This window comes from Streptomyces sp. NPDC047453 (assembly GCF_040643155.1).
GTDB lineage: Bacteria > Actinomycetota > Actinomycetes > Streptomycetales > Streptomycetaceae > Streptomyces.
Window position 1 is genome coordinate 95,983 of sequence record NZ_JBEYTS010000023.1, and the last position, 18,237, is coordinate 114,219.

At 73.7% G+C, this 18,237-nt stretch carries 15 protein-coding genes and 1 rRNA gene; 5 read left to right on the forward strand and 11 right to left on the reverse strand.

Annotated features, from left to right (window positions below):
- Window positions 1–361: 361 nt before the first annotated feature.
- On the forward strand, window positions 362–2,164 hold the full coding sequence (locus tag ABZ818_RS21390; protein WP_361416721.1) for a glycoside hydrolase family 15 protein: 1,803 nt from the start codon (window positions 362–364) through the stop codon (window positions 2,162–2,164).
- Window positions 2,165–2,280: 116 nt separating this feature from the next.
- The gene (locus tag ABZ818_RS21395) at window positions 2,281–3,948 is read left to right on the forward strand and encodes a PucR family transcriptional regulator (protein ID WP_361416675.1); all 1,668 of its coding nucleotides are present in this window, start codon (window positions 2,281–2,283) and stop codon (window positions 3,946–3,948) included.
- Between the two features lie 3 nt (window positions 3,949–3,951).
- Here the strand turns inward: ABZ818_RS21395 and ABZ818_RS21400 are convergent, their stop codons facing one another.
- The 5 genes from ABZ818_RS21400 to ABZ818_RS21420 form a co-directional block, all read right to left on the reverse strand.
- Window positions 3,952–5,082 (reverse strand): glycosyltransferase family 4 protein, encoded by a 1,131-nt coding sequence (locus ABZ818_RS21400; protein WP_361416678.1) that lies wholly within the window; start codon window positions 5,080–5,082, stop codon window positions 3,952–3,954.
- 1,183 nt (window positions 5,083–6,265) lie between these two features.
- A complete protein-coding gene (recN, locus tag ABZ818_RS21405; RefSeq protein WP_361416681.1) occupies window positions 6,266–8,017 on the reverse strand; it encodes a DNA repair protein RecN in 1,752 nt (583 codons plus the stop codon).
- Between the two features lie 82 nt (window positions 8,018–8,099).
- On the reverse strand, window positions 8,100–9,005 hold the full coding sequence (locus ABZ818_RS21410; RefSeq protein ID WP_361416684.1) for an NAD kinase: 906 nt from the start codon (window positions 9,003–9,005) through the stop codon (window positions 8,100–8,102).
- Window positions 9,002–9,817 (reverse strand): TlyA family RNA methyltransferase, encoded by an 816-nt coding sequence (locus ABZ818_RS21415; RefSeq protein WP_361416687.1) that lies wholly within the window; start codon window positions 9,815–9,817, stop codon window positions 9,002–9,004. The genes ABZ818_RS21410 and ABZ818_RS21415 overlap by 4 nt, the downstream gene beginning before the upstream one ends.
- Window positions 9,818–9,824: 7 nt before the next feature.
- A complete protein-coding gene (locus tag ABZ818_RS21420; RefSeq protein WP_361416690.1) occupies window positions 9,825–10,160 on the reverse strand; it encodes a hypothetical protein in 336 nt (111 codons plus the stop codon).
- A gap of 42 nt (window positions 10,161–10,202) precedes the next feature.
- Between ABZ818_RS21420 and ABZ818_RS21425 the strand changes: the two genes are divergently transcribed.
- Window positions 10,203–10,550 carry an SCP2 sterol-binding domain-containing protein gene (locus ABZ818_RS21425; protein WP_361416693.1) on the forward strand — a complete coding sequence of 116 codons (348 nt, stop codon included), beginning with the start codon at window positions 10,203–10,205 and terminating at the stop codon, window positions 10,548–10,550.
- On the opposite strand, the gene ABZ818_RS21430 is transcribed toward ABZ818_RS21425, so the two are convergent.
- From ABZ818_RS21430 to ABZ818_RS21445, 4 genes are read right to left on the reverse strand one after another with little or no spacing between them, the layout of a single operon-like run.
- Window positions 10,534–11,418 (reverse strand): ABC transporter ATP-binding protein, encoded by an 885-nt coding sequence (locus tag ABZ818_RS21430; RefSeq protein ID WP_361416696.1) that lies wholly within the window; start codon window positions 11,416–11,418, stop codon window positions 10,534–10,536. The two genes, ABZ818_RS21425 and ABZ818_RS21430, sit on opposite strands and share 17 nt — an antisense overlap.
- Window positions 11,415–12,470 carry an iron chelate uptake ABC transporter family permease subunit gene (locus tag ABZ818_RS21435; RefSeq protein WP_361416699.1) on the reverse strand — a complete coding sequence of 352 codons (1,056 nt, stop codon included), beginning with the start codon at window positions 12,468–12,470 and terminating at the stop codon, window positions 11,415–11,417. Before ABZ818_RS21435 ends, ABZ818_RS21430 begins: the two co-directional genes overlap by 4 nt.
- The gene (locus ABZ818_RS21440) at window positions 12,467–13,510 is read right to left on the reverse strand and encodes an iron chelate uptake ABC transporter family permease subunit (protein WP_361416702.1); all 1,044 of its coding nucleotides are present in this window, start codon (window positions 13,508–13,510) and stop codon (window positions 12,467–12,469) included. Before ABZ818_RS21440 ends, ABZ818_RS21435 begins: the two co-directional genes overlap by 4 nt.
- Window positions 13,511–13,568: 58 nt before the next feature.
- Window positions 13,569–14,594 carry an HAD-IIA family hydrolase gene (locus tag ABZ818_RS21445; RefSeq protein WP_361416705.1) on the reverse strand — a complete coding sequence of 342 codons (1,026 nt, stop codon included), beginning with the start codon at window positions 14,592–14,594 and terminating at the stop codon, window positions 13,569–13,571.
- A gap of 73 nt (window positions 14,595–14,667) precedes the next feature.
- On the opposite strand from ABZ818_RS21445, the gene ABZ818_RS21450 reads away from it, so the two are divergent.
- Entirely contained in the window at window positions 14,668–15,960 is a 1,293-nt protein-coding gene (locus ABZ818_RS21450; RefSeq protein WP_361416708.1) for a DUF1015 domain-containing protein, read from the forward strand.
- 85 nt (window positions 15,961–16,045) lie between these two features.
- Here the strand turns inward: ABZ818_RS21450 and ABZ818_RS21455 are convergent, their stop codons facing one another.
- Complete coding sequence (locus ABZ818_RS21455; RefSeq protein ID WP_361416711.1) at window positions 16,046–16,822, reverse strand: hypothetical protein; 777 nt, start codon at window positions 16,820–16,822, stop codon at window positions 16,046–16,048.
- A 399-nt stretch (window positions 16,823–17,221) separates the two neighbouring features.
- Here ABZ818_RS21455 and ABZ818_RS21460 point away from each other — a divergent pair, with 399 nt between their 5' ends.
- A complete protein-coding gene (locus tag ABZ818_RS21460; protein ID WP_361416714.1) occupies window positions 17,222–18,064 on the forward strand; it encodes a hypothetical protein in 843 nt (280 codons plus the stop codon).
- Between the two features lie 80 nt (window positions 18,065–18,144).
- Here ABZ818_RS21460 and rrf read toward each other — a convergent pair.
- Window positions 18,145–18,237: ribosomal RNA gene (gene rrf, locus ABZ818_RS21465) — 5S ribosomal RNA — on the reverse strand; the annotation flags it as partial.

Sequence of the window (18,237 nt, forward strand, 5' to 3'; positions counted from 1 at the left end):
TGGCTCCCGGCCACGCTCCGCGCACGCCCGGACACGTGCGCGTACCACTCACAGGTCCCTCACCCATGGCTCACTCGTTCGGCGCACCCGGGTTGCCCGGAGCGGCACGCAGATCATCTACGTGCGTCGTATCCTGCTCGGACACTCGCTGAGGAGCCCCGCCGGCAACACGGCACCACCCCCGTCCGTATGACCCGGAACAACAAGAGCTCGTCAGTTCGTTGAGCAAGGGTTGTCGTTCTGCCCCCACGGCCGACCGGCGGTCCCCCCACCGCTCGACGACGCATTACAACCACCCCTTGACCGCACTAGCGACAGCCCCTTCGCGGGGTGTGACGTGGCCGTTCGACTGGAGTTGCACGTGGCCGGGCGCATCGAAGACTACGCACTCATCGGAGACATGCAGACCGCTGCCCTGGTCTGCCGGGACGGGACAGTCGACTGGCTGTGCCTGCCCCGCTTCGATTCCCATGCCATCTTCGCGGGCCTGCTGGGTACCGAGGAACACGGTTTCTGGCGGATCGGCCCGGCCTTCGCGGCCGGCACACAGCCGCCCAAGGCGGCCCGGCGCAGTTACCGTGGCGACTCGCTGATCCTGGAATCCGAGTGGGACACCCCGCGCGGCACGGTCCGCGTGACCGATTTCATGCCCCCGCGCGACGGCGCCCCGCAGCTGATCCGCATCGTGGAGGGCGTCACCGGCCGGGTGCCGATGCGCTCGGCGCTGCGCATGCGCTTCTCCTACGGCCGGGTCGTGCCGTGGGTGCACCGGCACGAGGGCCGCACGGTGGCGGTGGCGGGTCCGGACTCCGTGTGGTTCGACACATCGGTGAAGACCTACGGCAAGTCGCTGACCACGTACGCGGACTTCACGGTCGCTCCCGGTGACCGGATCGCGTTCACGATCTCCTGGCAGGCCTCGCACAAGGAGCCGCCGCCGCTGCCGGAGCCGGAGCAGGCGCTCGAGGCGACGGAGGATTTCTGGCGCGAGTGGGTCGGGCACTGCACGTACCACGGCCCCTACCGCGAGGCCGTGGTCCGCAGCCTCATCACGCTCAAGGCCCTGACCTACGCCCCGACCGGCGGCATCGTGGCGGCCCCCACCACGTCCCTGCCCGAGGACATCGGCGGTGTGCGCAACTGGGACTACCGGTACACCTGGCTGCGCGACGCGGCGATCACCCTGTCCTCGCTGCTGCGGACCGGCTACCGCGAGGAGGCCCGCGCCTGGCGCGAGTGGCTGCTGCGGGCCGTCGCCGGCGACCCGGACAACCTCCAGATCATGTACGGCATCGCCGGCGAGCGCGAGCTGGGCGAGGCGGAGCTGGACTGGCTGCCCGGCTACGAGAACTCCGCGCCGGTCCGGGTGGGCAACGGCGCCGCGCACCAGCTCCAGCTGGACGTCTACGGCGAGGTCACCGAGGCACTGCACCTGGCCCACATGACGGGCCTGGCCCGCAACGACTACGCCGCGCTGCTCCAGCTCAAGCTGATCCAGTACCTGGAGAAGCACTGGCAGGAGCCGGACGAGGGCATCTGGGAGGTGCGCGGGCCGCGCCGCCACTTCGTGCACTCCAAGGTCATGGCGTGGGTCGCCGTCGACCGCACCATCAAGCTCATCGAGTCCGGAGAGGCGGACGGCCCGCTGGAGCGCTGGAAGGTGCTGCGCGACGACATCCACCGCGAGGTGTGCGAGAAGGGCTACGACAAGGAGCGCAACACCTTCACGCAGTCCTACGGTTCGCGGGAGCTGGACGCGTCCTTGCTGCTCATCCCACAGATGGGCTTCCTGCCGCCGGACGACAAGCGGGTCATCGGCACCATCGAGGCGATCCAGCGCGAGCTGTCCACCGCGGACGGGTTCATCCTGCGCTACCCCACCGACGGCGACCACGCGGGCGTCGACGGCCTGCCCGGCGACGAGGGCGCCTTCCTCGCCTGCTCCTTCTGGATGGCCGACGACCTGGCGATGATCGGCCGCGTGGACGAGGCGCGCAAGCTCTTCGACAAGCTCCTCTCGCTCCGCAACGACCTGGGCCTCCTCGCCGAGGAGTGGGACCCGCGCCGCCAGCGCCAGGTCGGCAACTTCCCGCAGGCCTTCAGCCATGTGCCGCTGATCGACACGGCCCTGCGCCTGACGGCCAGCGGCGCCTACGGAGGCTGACCCGGCGCCGGGCGGGCGAGCGCGCCCGCCCGGCGGTCGGCCCAGCTCAGGGTGGTCGGACCACTCCGGCCACCCGACGCTGCCGCGGCCCTGCGGGCAGAGGTAGCGTCCGCTTCATGGACCGCAGATTCGACACCGAGGGCACCGGCATCACCGTCCAACGCGCCCTCGAACTGCCCGGCCTGCGCAGCGGCCTCCCCGAGGTCCTCGCCGGCGCCGACAAGCTGACCCGCACCGTCCGCTGGGTGCACGCCGGCGAGGTCCCCAACATCGCCTCCCTCCTCAAGGGCGGCGAACTCCTGCTGACCACGGGCTACGGCCTCGGCACCCGCCCCGCCGACCAGCGGGCCTTCGTGCGCACCCTCGCCGACCGCGGCATCGCGGCGCTGGTGGTGGAGCTGGGTCCGCGCTTCACCCGCCTGCCCGCCGCCCTCGTCGAGACCGCGCGGACCGCCGGTCTCCCCCTCGTCCAGCTGCACCGCGAGGTGCCGTTCGTGGCGGTCACCGAGGAGATCCACACGGAGATCGTCAACGGCCACTACGCGCTGCTCCAGCGGGCCGAGGAGGTGCACCGCCGCTGCACTCAGGCACTGCTCGGCGGCGGCGGAGTGCCGCAGGTGCTCGGCATCCTGGCCGACTTCGGCGGCAACCCGGTCTTCCTGGAGACCCCGGACGGGCAGCTGCTGTACGCGGCCGGCTCCGGCCCCGAGGGCGCCGATCCGCTCCAGGTCTGGGAGGGACTGCGCGGCCAGCGCAGGGACGCGGCGCCACCGGCCGGTTCGGTCGTCGTGGACGTGCCCGGCGGCGGACCCGGCACCGGCTCGGTGCGCGCCCGGCTCGTGCTGCTGCCGGTCCGCTCGCCGCTGGCCCCGGTGCACCGCATGGCCGCCGAGCGGGCGGCGGGCCTCCTGGCCGTGGTGCTGATGCAGGCCCGCCAGGACGAGGAGCTGGCGGCGCGCGGCCGCGGCGACTTCCTCACCGACCTCGCCGAGGGACGTATCGCCGCGGAGGACGCTCCCGCGCAGGCCCGGGTCCTCGGTTTCAAGCCGGGCAACAGTCCGCTGCTGCCCGTGGTGATGCGGCTCGGCGACGCCCTCGCGTCCACCGGGGACGCCACCCGGCCGAGCGCGGCCGGCGGCGGCGGGGGCTGGGCGGTACTGGCCCGCGCGGTCGCCGAGGAACTCGCCTCGGTGGGCGTGCCGGTGCTGCTGGGCGTGCGGCCGGTCGAGGGCCGGGTGCCGCTGCTGGTCGGCCTGCGCTCGGAGGCGGAGCGGCCCACCGTCGCGGACCGGGTCGCTGCGGCACTGCGGGCGGGTGTGGAGCGGGCCGGGATGCGGCGGCCGGGCGGGCAGCCGGAGGTGGTGGTCGTCGGTGTGGCGGGCGGCTGGGCGGCCGCCTCGGCGGGCCTGCGGCACGCGGCGGAGACGGCGACGGCGGCGCAGGGGCTGCCGGACCGCCCCTGGTACGACGCCCGCCGCCTGGACATCGACCTGCTGCTGTGGCGGCTGCGCGACCACCCCGACCTGGCGGCCTTCGTGGACCGCGCCATCGGCCCGCTGCGGGACCACGACCAGCGCTCGAAGCCGCCGCTGCTGCCCACCCTCCAGACGTATCTGGCGCACGCGGGCCGCAAGGCGGAGACCGCCCGCGAGCTGCACCTGAACCGGCAGACGCTCTACAACCGCCTGGCCCGGATCGGGGAGTTGCTGGGCACCGACCTCGACGACCCGCAGACGGTCCTGGCACTGAGCCTGGCCCTGCGGGCCCGCCGGCACGTGCCGTGAGCGTCAGGTCAGCGGCCGGGGCTTGGTCAACTCGTCGTAGACGCTGAGCACCTGGGCGACCGTGTCGTCCTCGGTGGGCCAGGTGGCGGCCTGCCGGGTGCCCATGTCCCGCAGCGCCTCGCGGCGTTCGGGGTCGCCGAGCAGCCGTATGACGGCGCCGGTGAACGCGTCCGCGTCCTGGTCCGGTACCAGTTCGGCCGCGTCGCCCACGAGTTCGGGAATGCCGCCGGTCCGCGCCGCGACGAGCGGCACCCGCGCGTGCAGGGCCTCCTGGGCGAGGACGGAGCGGGCCTCCCAGCTCCTGGGCAGCAGCGCCAGGTCGGCGGCGGCGAGCAGCTCGCCGACGTCGTCGCGCCGCCCGAGCAGCCGGACCGGCAGCTCCTCGTCCTCGATCCGCCGCTGGAACTCCGCGCGCAGGGGCCCCTCCCCCGCGACGACGAGCAGCGGCACGGGTTCCAGGAGGCGCCAGGCGCGGGCCGCGTCCAGCAGCAGCTCGTGGCCGCGGCCCGGGTCCAGGGAGGCGACGGCGATCAGCAACGGCCGGTCGGTGGCGCCGAGTTCCGCCCGCACCTTGGAGCTCGGACGGTCCGGGTGCTCGTATCCGGCGGCCGGCCGGGGCATCGCGACGGCGGCGAGCCGGGCGTCCCGCGCGCCCCTGCCCCGGGCCCGGTCGACGAGTTCGGAGGTGGTGCCGAGCACGACGGTGGCGGCCCTGACCACACGGCGCTCCAGCAGCCGCATCAGGTGCGCGCGGGCCCCTTCGGCGTGCGCGTGGTTGTGCCAGGTCACCACGAGGGGCGTGCTGCGGCCGCTCAGCGCCAGGACGGCGCGGAAGGAGGCGTGCAGCCCGTGCGCGTGCACCAGGTCGGCGTCCGCGCAGACCGTGCGCAGCGCGGCCACGGACACCGGGTCGCTGCTGCGCGGCACGTGCACGTGCTGGGCGCCGACGCCGGTGAAGGAGTAGGCGCGGTCGGCCTCGGCGGGGGCGCACACCGTCACCCGCACGCCCCGGGCGACCAGGCCCGCGGCCAGCGACCGCACGTGCGCGCTGCTGCCGGCGCTGCCTCCGCCCAGCACCTGCACGGTGCGCAGCGTCGACTGACCGTGCGATACGTGGCTGCTCACGGGGCTCACGCGGCCGGGGCTCCTGGTTCGGCGTCGGGAGGGTCACGGGGAAACGTACAGAAGGTATCGAGCCGGGGTACAAAGCCGCACACGCTGTCCCGGCTCACTGCCCGCAGCGTCCAAGGATGCCAGTACGTACGGGTGTTCCGGGTCGGCGCGGGGTGCCGGGCGCCTGCGGGAATGGTCCGACAGCTTGACGCCGGATCACTCATAAGAGTGAAACCGGCGGGTCGGTGCCGCCCTCGGCGCGTTCACTTTCTCCCCGCGCGCGGCAGCGGCGGCCACCGCGAGGGCGTGCGCGACCAGTCCGCCGCGCCCGTCGCACGCGACGGCGCCACGTCCAGGGCGTGCGCCCCTGTACCACCGTTCACCACCCGCTCCCCGAGCGCGCGGGGCAGCACCGCCGCGGCAACTCCCCCGGCAGCGACCGGTCCACCGCACGGCAGCGCGAACACCGCGCCGGCCAACCGACCGGGCCGCAGTCCGGGAGGCCGACGACGCACGCGGCCCCCGGCGATCAACGCTCCGTCCGGGAGCCATTCCTTCAGCCTCGCCCCGGCGGCGGGGATCCACGGCAGCTCGGCCGTCCCGCGGGCGACCTCACCGCACCGCAGGACAGCGAGGCACGCCCGGAAGCCGCGCCGCGAGCCACCGGCGACGTAGTCGTGGACGCCGCAACTCTCAACGACCGACCCCGCCAAAGCGACCTCGGGCCGCACACGGCCAGCCCCGGCCGTCGTGGCCGTAGTGGCCGTCGTGGCCGTCGTGGCCGTCGTGGCCGTCGTGGCCGTCGTGGCCGTCGTGGCCGTCGTGGCCGTCGTGGCCGTCGTGGCCGTCGTGGCCGTCGCCGACACGGCATACACAGCCGCCGCCGACCCAGCGCACGCGGCCGGGCCCGCCGCGGACCGCACTCGACCGACCCCGGCCGCGGCCACTACAGCCACCGCCGACCCGGCACACGCGGCCGCCACCGCCGGACCGACCGTGGACCGCACACGGCCGACCCCGGCTACGGCCGTCGCCGGGCCGGTGTGCCGCCCTATGGGTCGTCCCTCGTGGTGCCTGCGGCCCCAGCATTCGCGTCCGGCCGGCGGTGCGGTGGGGAGGACGGTGGTGGCGGGTCGGGTGGGAGTGGGGGGCTGGGTGCGCGGGGTGGCGGCGCGGGAGATCATTTCGCCACCCTACGCACTGTCTAGACGTCCGCCCGGGCCGCGGCGAGCAGTTCCTCGGCGTGCGCCCGGGCCGTCTGCGAGTCCTCCTGGCCGGCCAGCATCCGGGACAGCTCCCGGACGCGGTCCTCACCCTCGAGCACCTTCACGCCCGACCGGGTCACCGAGCCGTCGTTGGTCTTCTCCACCAGCAACTGCCGGTCGGCAAAGGCAGCGACCTGGGGCAGGTGGGTGACGACGACGACCTGGGCGCTCTTCGCCAGGCGGGCCAGGCGCCGCCCGATCTCCACAGCCGCCTTGCCGCCGACGCCCGCGTCGACCTCGTCGAACAGATACGTCGGCACCGGATCCGTCCCGGCGAAGACGACCTCGACGGCCAGCATCACGCGCGACAGCTCACCGCCGGAGGCGCCCTTGGCGATCGGCCGGGGCGGCGCCCCGGGGTGCGGGGCGAGCAGCAGTTCGACCTCGTCGGCGCCGGCCGGCCCGCAGGCGACGGTACGGCCGCCGACCTCGACGCCCTCGGGGTCCTCGGTCTGCCGGATGTCGAACGACACGCGCGCGTGCGGCATGGCCAGGGAGGCCAGCTCGGCCGTCACGGCGGCGGCGAACCGCTCCGCGGCCTCCGTGCGGGCGTCCGTCAGCGCCTGGGCCAGACCGCCCAGTTCGGTGCGCAGCGCGTCCCGCTCGGCGGTCAGCTCCCCGGTCCGCTCGTCGTCGCCGTCCAACTCGGTGAGGCGCGCGGCGCTCCGCTCGGCCCAGGCGAGCACGGCGGCGACGCCCTTCTCGTACTCGCCGTACTTGCGGGTCAGCGCGCCGAGCGCGGCCCGCCGCTCCTCCACCGCCGCCAGCCGCAGCGGATCGGCGTCCAGGTCGTCGGCGTACCCCGCCAGCTCCCCGGCCACGTCGCCGAGCAGGATGCCGATCTCGCCGATGCGGTCGGCGAGCGCGGCCAGCGCCGGATCGTGCGACCGCACGGCCTCCAGGGCCCGCTGGGCGCCCGCGACGAGCGTGGCCGCGTCGATGCCCTCGGGGTCCTCCGGATTGCCCGCGAGAGCGGCGTGCGCGGCCGTCGCGGCGGCGGACAGCGCCTCGGCGTGGCCGAGCCGCTCCGCCTCTTCGGCCAGCTCGGTGTCCTCCCCGGCCCGCGGTTCGACCCCGGCGATCTCGTCGAGGCCGTAGCGCAGCATGTCGGCCTCCTGGGCCCGCTCACGCGCACGCGTGGTGATCTCGTCCAGCTCCGCGGTCACGACGCGGAGCCGGCGGTAGGCCTCGGCGTACTTGGCGAGCGGCACGGCGACGGCGTCGCCGGCGTACCGGTCGAGCGCCTGCCGCTGCCGGGACAGCTTGAGCAGCCCCTGCTGGTCGGTCTGCCCGTGCACGGCCACCAGTTCGTCGGCGAGTTCGGCGAGCAGCCCCACCGGCACGCTCCGCCCACCCAGGTGCGCCCGGGAGCGGCCCTCGGCAGAGAGGGTGCGGCTGATCAGCAGCGCCCCGTCGTCGAGCTCGGCACCGGCCTCCTCGGCCCGTACGGCGGCGGAGGCGTCCGCGGGTACGGTGACCCGCCCCTCCACGACCGCCTTCCCGGCGCCGATCCGCACCAGCGCCGGATCCGCGCGTCCGCCCAGCAGCAGTCCCAGACTGGTGACCACCATGGTCTTGCCCGCCCCGGTCTCACCGGTGACGGCGGTGAACCCCGGGGACAGCTCGACGACCGCGTCGTCAATCACTCCGAGTGACCGTATCCGCATCTCCTCCAACACGACCACGACCATACGAGGTTTTGGTCGCGTCGTGCGACGCCGCCCCACCCATAGAGGGGGCACGCCCGTCCACCCGTGTCCCGGGACGGCCGTCCTAGTGCGGCGCCCCGCGCCACCCCGAGACCGGCAGCGCGAACTTGGCCACCAGGCGGTCCGTGAACGAGGCGTGGTGCAGGCGGGCCAGCCGGACCGGTACCGCTCCGCGGCGCACCTCCACGCGCGCACCGGGCGGCAGTTCGACCGTGCGCCGTCCGTCGCACCACAGCACGCCCGGCGGGACGTGCGGCAGCACCTCGACGGCCAGCACGGAGTCGGGCGACGTCACCAGGGGCTTGGCGAACAGCGCGTGCGCGGAGATCGGCACCATCAGCAGCGCCTCGACCTCCGGCCACACCACGGGCCCGCCGGCGGAGAAGGCGTACGCGGTGGACCCGGTGGGGGTGGCGCAGACGATGCCGTCGCAGCCGAACCCGGTCACCGGGCGCCCGTCGATCTCGAGCACGATCTCCAGCATCCGCTCGGCGGACACCTTCTGCACGGCCGCCTCGTTCAGCGCCCAGTCGGTGTGCACGATGTCCCCGTTGCGGTGCACGACCACGTCGACGGTCATGCGCTCCTCGACCTCGTAGGCCTTGCTGACCACCCGGTCGACGACCTTGTCCAGGTCGTCCCGCTCGGCCTCGGCGAGGAACCCGACCCGCCCGAGGTTGACCCCGAGCATCGGCACGCCCGAGGCGCGGGCGAACTCCGCGCCGCGCAGCAGCGTGCCGTCACCGCCCAGCACGATGAGCAGCTCGCACCCGTCGAGACACTGCGGGGTGGCCTCCCTGACGAGCTCCACCTCGTCCGGCAGCGGCAGGTCGCGTGCCTCCGCCTCCAGGACGCGTACGCCGATGCCGGACAGCAGCAGCCCTTTGACCACGAGTTCGGCACTGCGGATGGCGGCCGGCCGCCCGGTGTGGGCCAGCAGGAAAACGGTTCGAGCTTGGGTCTGTGTCAACGCGGCCCCTCCGCCACTGCACGGTCAACATCGGCCGGGTCCAGAGCGGGCGCCCCGGCACGCAGCCACAGAAAGTATTCGACGTTCCCGGAGGGCCCGGGCAGTGGACTGGCGGTGACGCCTTCGGCCCCCAGCCCCAGTTCCCACGCCTTCCCGGCCACGGTCCGCACGGCCTCCGCCCGCAGCTCCGGGCTCCGTACGACACCCCCGCTGCCCAGCCGTTCCTTCCCCACCTCGAACTGCGGCTTGACCATCATCACCAGGTCGGCGTCCGGCTTCGCGCACCGCACCAGGGCGGGCAGCGCCAGGCCGAGCGGGATGAAGGACAGATCCCCCACGACAAGATCCACAGGCTCCCCATCGATCGCTTCGAGCGTCAACTCGCGTACGTTCGTACGGTCCTTGACGGTGACGCGTTCATCGCTCTGCAAAGACCAGGCGAGTTGTCCGTATCCGACGTCGACGGCGACGACGTGTGCGGCGCCCGCGCGCAGCAGCACGTCGGTGAAGCCTCCGGTGGACGCGCCGGCGTCCAGTGCCCGCCGCCCCTCGACGACCAGCCCGCGCGGTACGAAGGCCTCCAGCGCGCCGGCCAGCTTGTGCCCGCCCCGGGAGACGTAGTCGGGGTCGCTGTCGTCGGAGGCGACGACGATGGCGGCGGCGGTCTCCACCTGGGTGGCGGACTTGGTCGCGACGGTCTTGCCGACGGTGACCCGCCCGGCGGCGATCAGCTGGCCGGCGTGCTCGCGCGAGCGTGCGAGCTTCCTGCGGACCAGCTCCGCGTCGAGACGGCGGCGTGCGACTCCTGCCACGTTCGGTTCAGCTCCTGTGTCGGTACGGCGGTGACTGCGCGGGGGGCGCCGGAGGTGCCGGACGGGCGTCGAGCGCGGTGAGCGCGTCACGCAGCCCCCCGTGTACATCCTCGTACACCTCGAGGTGTCCGTCCGTGGCGAGGTGGTCGGCGTCGCCGAGCCGTTCCAGGGCCGCGTCGACGCGGGCGTCGCCGGTGGGGGTGCGGGGCACGAGCAGCGGGGCGGGGGCGGCGGGGTCGTGCCCGCCGGTCGCGTCGGCCGCCTCGCCGCCGGGCGGTGGAGCCTCCCCTTCGGGGTCCGCCGCCTCCTCCGGGACCTCCGTCCCGGTCACAGAGTCGGTCATGCCCAGACGCTACCGCGAAGCCCTGGGGTAACGTCGGTGGTGATGGCAACGATCGAGGAGTGCCGCAGCGCACTCGAAAGACTCTCCGACAACATGGCGACAGCGGAAGGGGACGTCCGCGAGGCGGCGGCCCTGGACCGCTCGGTGAGCTGCCACATCAAGGATCTGGACGTCACCTTCCTGGGCCGCCTCGTCGGCGGCCGGATAGAGGTGCGGGACACCGTTCAGGGCCCGCCGCCCGGAAAGGCCGAGATCCGGCTCGCCATGACCGGCGACGACCTGCTCGCGATGGTCGGCGGGGAGCTGGCGTTCGCCAAGGCCTGGGGGTCGGGGCGGGTGAAGCTCCAGGCGAGCCTGTTGGACCTGATGCGGCTCACGAAGCTTCTGTAGCGGCCGGGCCGGCGACCGCGCCGTGGGCCGCCACACACGCGCGGGCCGCGCGCGCCGCCGGCACCACCAGCGGCGTGCCGGTCTCCGGGTCCTCGATGACCTGGCAGCGCAGCCCGAACACCTCCTCCACGAGTTCGGCGGTGACGATGTCGTTCGGCGCGCCCTGGGCGATGACCCGGCCACCGCGCAGGGCGACGAGGTGGGTGGCGTAGCGGGCGGCGTGGTTCAGGTCGTGCAGCACGGCGACGAGGGTGCGCCCCTGTTCCTCGTGCAGTTCGGCGCACAGGTCGAGGACGTCGATCTGGTGCTGGATGTCCAGGTACGTCGTCGGCTCGTCGAGCAGCAGCAGCGGCGTCTGCTGGGCCAGCGCCATGGCGATCCACACGCGCTGCCGCTGGCCGCCCGACAGCTCGTCGACGTACCGCTCGGCGAGCGGAGCGACGCCGGTCCGCTCCATGGACTCGCGCACGACCCGCTCGTCCTCGGCGGACCACTGGCGCAGGATCCCCTGGTGCGGGTAGCGGCCGCGGCCCACGAGGTCGGCGACGGTGATCCCGTCGGGCGCGATCGAGGACTGCGGCAGCAGGCCGAGCGTCCGGGCGACCTTCTTGGCGGGCATCGACTGGATGACCTGCCCGTCGAGGAGCACCCGGCCCCGGCTGGGCCTGAGCATCCGCGACAGCGCCCGCAGCAGGGTGGACTTGCCGCACGCGTTGGGGCCGACGATCACCGTGAAGGAGTTGTCGGGTATCTCCACCGACAGCTGCTCGGCGATGACGCGCTGGTCGTAGGCGAGGGTGACGTTGTCGGCGGACAGGCGGTTCACGGTGCTCCTTCGGTTGCTCACTGCGTTGCTGCGGGCGCTCATATCCGCCCGGCCCTGCGCTCGGTGACCAGCAGCCACAGCAGGTAGACCCCGCCGAGCACGCCGGTGACCACGCCGACCGGCAGCTGGTCGGCGCCGAAGGCCCGCTGCGCGGCCAGGTCGGCGGTGACCAGCAGGGCGGCGCCCATGCACAGGGAGGGCACCAGGTTGGGGCCCGGGGAGCGGGTCAGGCGCCGGGCCAGCTGCGGCGCGGTCAGGGCCACGAAGCTCACGGGGCCGGCGGCCGCGGTGGCGGCGGCGACCACCAGGACGGCACAGCCCATCAGCAGCAGCCGTACGCGTTCGACGCGCACCCCGAGCGCGTAGGAGACGTCGTCGCCCATCTCCAGCATCCGCAGGGCGCGCGCGTTGGCGAGGACGACCGGGAGCACCACGGCGCACAGCACGGCCAGCGGTCCGACCTGGGTCCAGTCGCGCCCGTTCAGCGAACCGGTCATCCAGACCACCGCTCGGGCCGCGTCCACGAAGTCGGCCTTGGTGATCAGGTAGCCGTTGACGGCGGTGACCACCGCGGAGACGCCGATTCCGACCAGGACGAGCCGGTACCCGTGCACGCCCTGCTTCCAGGCCAGCAGATGGATGGCCGTACCGGTGACCAGGCCGCCCACGAGCGCGCCGAGGGTGACCGCGGTGGCGCTGCCCGAGAAAAGGACGATGACGGTGAGGGCACCGGCGGCCGAGCCCTGGGAGAGGCCGAGCACGTCCGGGCTGCCCAGCGGATTGCGGGAGACGGACTGGAACAGCGCGCCGCCGACGCCGAGGCAGCCGCCGACCAGGAGCCCGACGAGGACGCGCGGCAGCCGCAGTTCGCGGACGACGAACTCCTGCCCCTGTCCGCCCTGGCCGACGAGCGTCCTGAGCACGTCGGAGGCCGGGATCGGGAAGTCTCCGGTGCCGATCAGCACGACGCTCGCCGCGATCGCGGCCAGCGCCAGCAGGGCGACGACCGCGCAGGTGCGGACGTCGAGGCGCAGGGACAGCCCGCCGGGGGTGCGCAGGGCCCGTACGGGGCGGGGGGTGCGGGTGGTCTTCACAGCTGGGCCGTCCTCCGCCGCCGTACGAGCAGGATGAACACCGGGCCGCCGATGATCGCGGTGACGACCCCGACCTGGAGCTCGGCGGGCCGGGCGACGATCCGCCCCACGACGTCGGCGCCGAGCAGCAGCACGGGGGACAGGACCGTGGCGTAGGGCAGGATCCAGCGCAGGTCGGGTCCGGTGAAGGAGCGCACGACGTGCGGGACCATCAGCCCGACGAAGACGATCGGCCCGCAGGCGGCGGTCGCGGCCCCGCACAGCACGGTCGCGGCGAGCATGGCGAGCGCCCGGGTGCGGTTCAGGTCGGCGCCGAGGGCGCGGGCAGTGTCGTCGCCCATGGCCATGGCGTTGAGCGGCCGGGCCAGCAGCAGGGCGACGACCGTGCCGACCGCGAAGAACGGGAGCACCTGGATGACGGTCGCCGTCGTGGCGGAGGCGAGCGAACCCACGGTCCAGAACCGCATCCTGCCCAGCGCCGCCCCGTCCATGATCATCACGGCCTGGACGTAGCCGTACAGCGCGGCGCCGATCGCGGTGCCGGCGAGCGCGAGGCGTACGGGCGTGGCGCCCCGGCTGCCGCCGAGGAACCACACCAGGGCGCCCACGGCCGCGGCGCCGAGGAAGGCGAACCAGACGTAGCCGCTCAGGCTGGTCACGCCCAGGAAGGTGATGGCGGTGACGACGGCGGCGGACGCGCCGGCGTTGATGCCGAGGATGCCCGGATCGGCGAGCGGGTTGCGGGTCAGCGCCTGGAGCACGGCCCCGGCCAGCCCGAGCGCCGATCCGGCGAGCAGTCCGAGGACGGTACGGGACAGCCGCTCGCCGACGACGACGTCGCCGTACGTCCCCGAGTCCTGGAACAGGCCGTGCCAGACCTGGGCCAGGGACAGCTCCTTCGCTCCGATCGCGATGCTCGCCAGGGCGACGAGCAGCAGTACCGCGACGGAGGCGAGGAGCCCAACGGCCCGCGCGCCTCGACGGGTTGGGGGCGCGGCGGCGGCCGCCGCGCGCTCTTCCGGGGGACTGTCGACCAACACGAGGTTAGGTTAGCCTACCCTCTCCACCGGCTCGACGGTTCCCGGCGCCTCACCCGATTCAGAGCCCCAGTCGCGCCAGCGCCTTCCCCCCGTCCAGCTCGCACGCGTCCTCTCCGCCTGCCGTCCACGCCGCCGCGCACAGCGCCCGCAGCCCGTCCAGTGCCTCCCCCTCGCCGTTCAGCTCAAGACCGGTGTCCGCCGTCGCCGTCCATCCGCCGCACCGGAAACCGTCACCCTCCCGAGTGATTTCCGGCTGCCCGGTGAGCAACCCCCGCAGATCCGCGTCGACATACGTCGGCCGGTGCCGAGGGGGCGCGGCGAGCAGCTTCGCGCCGTCGGTCACGCCGGTCAGGACGAGCAGCGAGTCGACCCCGCCGTTGAACGCGCCCTCGATGTCGGTGTCCAGCCGGTCCCCGACCACCAGCGGCCGCTCGGCACCGGTGCGCAGGATCGTCTCGCGGTGCATGGGCGGCAGCGGCTTACCCGCCACCTGCGGCTCCGCGCCCGTGGCGATCCGGACGACCTCCACCGCCGCGCCGTTGCCGGGCGCGATCCCGCGTGCGCCCGGAATCGTCAGATCGGTGTTGGAGGCGAACCAGGGCACCCCGCGCGCGATGGCGTAGCACGCCTCCGCGAAACGCCCCCACGCCAGCTCCGGACCGCCGTAGCCCTGCACCACCGCGGCCGGGTCGTCGTCGGCCGACTCGACTGGCTCCAGCCCGCGCTCGCGCAGCGCCGTACGCAGCCCCTCACCGCCGATCACCAGTACGCGCGCGCCCGACGGCACCTGGTCCGCGATCAGCCGGGCCACCGCCTGAGCGGAGGTGACCACATCGGCCGCCTCCGCCCGTATGCCCAGCTCGGTGAGGTGTGCCGCCACCGCGGCGGGGGTACGCAGGGCGTTGTTGGTGACGTACGCCAGGTGCATCCCGCCCGCGCGGGCGGTGCCCAGCGAGTCGACCGCGTGCGCGATCGCGTGACCGCCCGCGTAGACCACTCCGTCCAGGTCGAGCAGGGCCGTGTCGTACGCCTCGCTCAGGGCCTGTGCACTGCCTTCGGGCCTCGTCCTGACGCCCTGGGTCATTCCGCATCTCTCCTCATGAAACCCGTTTTCCCCCGATCATCCCCCACGCCACTGACACACGTACGATGCCGGGATGAACACAGCAGGTCCCCCACCGGCGACACCGCGCCCGGGCCTCGAACTCACCCCGTTCCGCGGGCTGCGCTACGACCCGGACCGGGTCGGCAGCCTGGCCGCCGTGACGTCCCCGCCGTACGACGTCGTCGTGCGGCCCGACGGCCTGCACCACCTCCAGTCGGCCGATCCGTACAACATCGTCCGGCTGATTCTGCCGCAGGCCGAAACGCCCAGCGCCCGCAACAAACAGGCGGCGGAGACCCTGCGCCGCTGGCTCTCCGAGGGCGTCCTGGCCGCCGACCCGGAACCGGCCCTGTACGTCTACGAGCAGCGCGACGGCGACGGCATGCTGCAACGCGGACTGATCGGCGCGCTGCGCGTGTCGGAGCCGGCGGAGGGCGTGGTGCTGCCGCACGAGGACGTCATGCCGCACGTGGTCGCGGACCGCGCCGCTCTGATGCGCGCGACCAGCGCCAATCTCGAACCGCTGCTGCTCACCTACCGCGGCGACGGCTCGACCGCCGCCACCACCATGATCATCGAACGCGTCGCCGAGCGGCCGCCGCTGCTGTCGACGACCACCGAGGACGGCTTCGGCCACCGCCTGTGGGCGGTCACCGACCCCGACGACCTCGCGCGCGTGCAGGGGGACCTGGCCCGGCACCAGGCCCTGATCGCCGACGGCCATCACCGCTGGGCGACCTACCGCCGGCTGCGCGCGGAACACCCCTCCCCCAGCGCCTGGGACTACGGTCTGGTCCTCCTCGTCGACACGGCCCGTTACCCGCTCCGGGTACGCGCCATCCACCGCCTGCTGCACGGCCTGCCGGTCGCCGACGCGCTGTCCGCCCTGGAGGGCCTGTTCCGCGTACGGCGTCTGGACCTGCCCCTGGCGGACGCGCTGGAGGCACTCGCGGACGCGGCCTGCGAGGGCAACGCCTTCCTGATCGCCGGCGACGGCAGCTTCCATCTCGTGGACCGCCCGGACCCGGCCCTGCTGGCCCGTACCATCCCGGCGGAGCACCCCGCCGCCTGGCGGACCCTCGACGCGACCGTCCTGCACGCCACGCTCCTCGAGCACGTCTGGCACATCCCCGAGGACTCCCCGGCCCACATCGCCTACATCCACGACACGGTCGCCACCGTGGAGAAGGCCGAACGCGACGGCGGTACGGCCGTCCTGATGCACCCGGTCCGCGAGGAGGTCGTCCGCGACCTGGCCCGCCAGGGTGTCACGATGCCCCGCAAGTCGACGTCGTTCGGCCCCAAGCCGGCGTCGGGACTGGTGCTGAGGGCACTGGACCTCTGAAACGACGAAGGGCGGGCCCCGGTGACCGGGGCCCGCCCTCTGTCTGTGACGGTCGGCGTGACGGCCTGACGTCCTGTGGTGTCCGTCAGTCCTTGTCGGCCGGCTCGGCGTTGCCGCTCTCGCCGGTCACGCCGTTGTCTGCATTCTCGTCGGTCTCTGCGTTCTCGTCGGTCTCTGCGTTCTCGTCGGTCTCTGCGTTCTCGTCGGTCTCGTCGAGCGCGTCGGTCTCGTCGAGCGCGTCGGTGAACTCCACACCGTCCAGCTCGGCCAGCCGGTCCGAGGCGTCGGTGCTGCCGTCCCGGTCGGCCTCGACGGCCTTGGCGAACCACTCCCGCGCCTCGGAGTCCCGGCCGGCGGCGAGCAGCGCGTCGGCGTAGGCGTACCGCAGGCGCGCGGTCCACGGCTGAACCGAGCCGGAGGCCAGTTCGGGGCTCTGCAGCGTCACGATGGCCGCGTCCAGCTGGCCCATGTCCCGCCGGGCGCCGGCCGCGACGAGCCGCATCTCCACCTGCCCGGCCTTGTCGAGCTTGTGCACCTCCGGCGCCCCGGCCATGTCCAGCGCCTTCTCCGGCCGTCCGAGACCGCGCTCGCAGTCGGCCATGACGGGCCACAGGTCCACGTTCCCGGTCATCCGCCGGGCGGCCCGGAACTCGGCGAGCGCCTCGCTGTACTTCTGGCTCGCGTACGCGGCGAACCCGGCCGCCTCTCGCACGGCCGCGACACGGGACGCCAGGCGCAGGGCCACCCTGGAGTAGCCGTAGGCGCCCTCGGGGTCCTCGTCGATGAGCCGGGCGACCATCACCAGGTTCTTGGCGACGTCCTCGGCGAGCGTCTTGGGCAGGCTCTGCAGCTCCTGCCGCACGTCCTTGTCGATCTCCTCGCCCGTGACGTCCTCCGGGATCGGCAGCCGCTTGATCGGCTCCCGGTCCCGGTCACGGTCCCGGTCGTCGCCGAAACGCCCGCCACCGCGCCGGTCGTCACGGCCGCCCCGGAAACCACCCGGGCGTCCGCCCCGGTCGTCCCGACGCGGGCCGCGCCCGCCACGGTCGTCACGGCCACGGAAGCCACCGCGGTCACCGCGGTCACCGCGGTCGAAGTCACGGCGGTCGTCGCGACGGTCACCGCGGTTGAAGTCCCGCCGGTCGTCGCGACGGTCGCCGCGGTTGAAGTCCCGCCGGTCGTCGCGACGGTCGCCGCGGTTGAAGTCCCGGCGGTCGTCACGGCGGTCGCTGCGTTCGAAGTCACGGCGGTCGTCCCTCCGGTGGTCCCGGCGGTCGTCACGGCGGTCGTCCCTCCGGTGGTCCCGGCGGTCGTCACGGCGCTCGCCGCGGTCGAAGTCGCGGCGCTCGTCCCTCCGGTCGTCACGGCGGTCGTCGCGGCGGTAGGTGGGGCGGTCGCCCTCACGGCGGAAGCCGCGGTCACGGTCGTCGCGGCGGCCGAAGCCCCCGCGGTCACCATCCCGCCGGTCATCACGGCGGTCGTCACGGCGGAAGCCGCCACGATCCCCGCGCTCGGGACGATCGCCCCGCTCGGGCCTGTCGTCACGACGGAATCCACCACGGTCGTCACGACGGCCGAAACCACCACGGTCGTCGTCACGACGGAAGCCTCGGCGGTCATCACGGCGCTCGCCCCGGTCGTCACGACGGTCGCCGCGGTCGAAGTCCCGACGCTCGTCGCGACGGTCACCGCGGTCGAAGTCGCGGCGCTCGTCCCTCCGGTCGTCACGGCGGTCGTCGCGGCGGTAGGTGGGGCGGTCGCCCTCACGGCGGAAGCCGCGGTCACGGTCGTCGCGACGGCCGAAGCCCCCGCGGTCACCATCCCGCCGGTCATCACGGCGGTCGTCACGGCGGAAGCCGCCACGATCCCCGCGCTCGGGACGATCGCCCCGCTCGGGCCTGTCGTCACGACGGAAACCACCACGGTCGTCACGACGGCCGAAACCACCACGGTCGTCGTCACGACGGAAGCCTCGGCGGTCATCACGGCGGTCATCACGGCGCGGTCCTCCGCGGAACCCGCCACGGTCACCGCGGTCACCACCGTCCCGGCGGCGCTGATCGCGCTCGGGGCGCTCATCGGGAGAGTTGGCGGACATCGGTGACTCCTGTCTTCTGTACGGGAAATGCGAAAAGGACCCCTGGTCCCAGCTGAACGCTGGTGACCAGGGGTCCTCCAAAGATTGTTCGGCGGCGTCCTACTCTCCCACAGGGTCCCCCCTGCAGTACCATCGGCGCTGTAAGGCTTAGCTTCCGGGTTCGGAATGTAACCGGGCGT